Origin of the sequence: Streptococcus sp. k-378, assembly GCF_013277505.1 — a bacterium.
Taxonomy (GTDB): domain Bacteria; phylum Bacillota; class Bacilli; order Lactobacillales; family Streptococcaceae; genus Streptococcus; species Streptococcus pseudopneumoniae.
This window is the reverse complement of the sequence record NZ_VMNC01000059.1, coordinates 1-2765: the sequence shown is the minus strand read 5'-3', so window position 1 is coordinate 2765 and position 2765 is coordinate 1. Positions and strand designations below refer to the sequence as shown.

3 protein-coding genes and 1 pseudogene are annotated in these 2765 nt (G+C 40.9%); all 4 read right to left on the bottom strand.

Going from position 1 to position 2765, the window contains the following annotated elements; genetic code table 11:
• Nucleotides 1-152 precede the first annotated feature (152 nt).
• Nucleotides 153-548 (bottom strand): YtxH domain-containing protein, encoded by a 396-nt coding sequence (locus HT719_RS07140; protein WP_000517395.1) that lies wholly within the window; start codon nt 546-548, stop codon nt 153-155.
• Nucleotides 521-947: pseudogene (locus HT719_RS07135) on the bottom strand (DUF948 domain-containing protein). The gene HT719_RS07140 and the pseudogene HT719_RS07135 overlap by 28 nt, the downstream one beginning before the upstream one ends.
• Nucleotides 948-1736, bottom strand: coding sequence for a prolipoprotein diacylglyceryl transferase (lgt, locus tag HT719_RS07130; RefSeq protein ID WP_000886657.1), 789 nt, complete (start codon nt 1734-1736; stop codon nt 948-950).
• On the bottom strand, nt 1729-2664 hold the full coding sequence (hprK, locus tag HT719_RS07125) for an HPr(Ser) kinase/phosphatase (RefSeq protein ID WP_172928697.1): 936 nt from the start codon (nt 2662-2664) through the stop codon (nt 1729-1731). Before hprK ends, lgt begins: the two co-directional genes overlap by 8 nt.
• Nucleotides 2665-2765 lie beyond the last annotated feature (101 nt).

The window sequence follows — 2765 nt, the reverse complement described above, 5'->3', positions numbered from 1 at the left end:
AGTGATAAAGTCGGGAGTATACCATAATACTCAATGAAAATCAAAAAACGCATAATATCAGGCCTTGAAAAACCTTGATACTATGCGTTTGATTATGGGAAGATCTACTTCATTTTCTCCTAGAATTGAGTTTTTGCCCAGTCTCATCAAATCTAGATTTTTTCTTCTTTGATATCAATCACAATCTCTTCTGATTCATCAAGAATTTCGGCCTTTTCTTGCCATTGCTCTTTGAGATTATTGAATCGATATTTTGATACTTCTGTCGCTTGACGAGCACATGATTTGGCTTGAGCAAGGACGCTGTCCACAGTGATTTCACCCGACTCAACCTGTTCTTTGGTTTTAAGAACAAAATCTGTAGCCTGCTCCTTGACTTCTGTCAGTTTTTCACAGACCTGCTCCTTGGCATACTCTGGATTTTCTCTCAAATCATCCAGAAAATCTTGAGCCTGACTGCAAACTTGTTTGCCCTTGTCGCTTGTTAAAAACAAGGCAAGAGCTGCACCTGAAACGGTTCCTAAAAGGATTGAGGATAATTTACCCATAAGGATTCTCCTTTTTTATTTTTTTAAAAATTTACTTGCAAGACGAAGAGCTGATAAACTTGCCCCAGTCTTGAGTGTTTTTGAACCAGCTGATGAAGCTTTCTTGCTCAAGACACGCGCATGGTCATTGAGGTCTGAAACAGATAGAGATAAATCTGCAACAGCACTAAAGAGTGGATCAATCGTTGCCACCTTGACATTAATATCATCTGCCAAGACATTGATCTTAGACAGCAATTCATTGGTATGATGCAAGGTCACATCCACATCTGAAGTCAAGGTTTTAATCGTCTTCTCTGTTTCATCGATAACACGGCCAAGCTTTTGTACAGTAATGATTAGATACACTAAAAATACAATCAAAGCAAGGGCAACAAAAATATATGCAACTTCTAACATTTAGTTTTCCTCCTCTGTAACATAGTAAGGGGCCTTCTTTCGATTTTGATATAGAATGATAAAAATACCCAGTCCGATAAGGACAACTGATAGCCATTGAGACACTCGAAGGCCAAAGAACATGAGACTATCTGTTCGCATGCCTTCGATGACCATACGACCGAAACCATACCAAATCAAGTAAAAGGCCGTGATATGACCTCGTCTGAGACTTTTCCATTTTCGTCTAAAAATCAGAATCAAGGCAAATCCAAGTAGATTCCATAGGGACTCATAAAGAAAGGTCGGCTGACGGTAGCTCCCCTCAATATACATCTGGTCACGAATAAAGACAGGTAGATAATCCAAATTATCCACTGCTGCACCATAAGCTTCTTGGTTAAAGAAATTGCCCCAGCGACCCAAACTTTGGGCAATCATGACGCTAGGCGCCGCAATATCTAGAAAATCCCAAGTGTTAATGAGTTTACGATCAGCAAAGATATAGAGTACAAGTGCCCCAGTTATCAAACCACCGTAAATGGCCAAACCACCATTCCAAATGGCAAAAATCTCTCCCAAATTCTGACTATAATAATCAAAACGGAAAATGACATAGTAGAGACGAGCTCCTAAAATAGCCAAGGGAAAGGCTATCAAGATAAAATCTAAAATATCGTCTGGTATGATCTTCTTTCTAGGCGCTTCTTTCATGGTCAAATAAACCGCAAGAATCAAGCCCGTTACAATACACAAGGCATACCAACGAATGGCTAGAGGGCCTAGTTGAATAGCAATTGGATCAAGCATTAGGCACCTCATTTCGAGCGATGAGACTTGTCAGTCGTTCTTCGAACAAACGGGTCGCATCAAAGCCCATTTCCTTGGCACGATAATTCATGGCAGCTGCCTCAATCACGACAGAAATATTACGACCTGTTTTAACTGGAATGCGGATACGAGGAATAGATACGCCAGAAATTTCTATTTCCTCTGCATTGTTTCCAAGACGATCAAAAGTCTTATGTGTATCATAGCTTTCCAAATAGACAGCAAGTTGAACCTGTGAAGAATCCTTGACGGCACTGGCACCGTAGAGGCTCATGACATCGATAATCCCAACCCCACGAATTTCAATCAGGTGTCTCAAGATTTCAGCCGGTTCACCCCAAAGAGTAATCTCATCCTTGGCAAAGATATCGACCCGGTCATCAGCTACCAAGCGGTGACCACGTTTGACAAGTTCCAGACCTGTCTCACTCTTACCAATTCCACTATCTCCCTGAATCAAGACGCCCATCCCATAGATATCCATCAAAACCCCATGAACACTGGTACGTTCTGCCAAACGAGAATCCAGATAGCTAGATAACTCTCCAGATAAACGACTTGTCGCTGTACGGCTGGTTAAAATAGCAATCTTACATTCTCTGGCTGCTTTTAACATCTCCTCTGGAACCACCAAACCACGGGCAACAATGACCGCTGGTGTCTCAGGTAGAAACATTTTTTTCAAAACTTCATAACGGCTGTTGGAAGGCATGCTGATCAGATAAGACCACTCCTTCATCCCCAAAAGTTGAATCCGCTCTGGCGTGTAGTAGTCAAAATAACCTGTCATTTCAAGACCAGGTCGCGTAATATCTGCTGTATTGATTTCCTTTTCAAGCAATTCTGGTTCGCCATAGACAATGTCTAGTCTAAGCTTTTCAATCACTTCTTTTACTAAAACCGACATCATTTCCTCCTTCAATCGAGTTCTTCTCTCTATTATATCAAATTGTAGGAGGAAGTTTCAGATTTTTGCAGGCTTTGGAGTATTTATTTATACTCAATGAA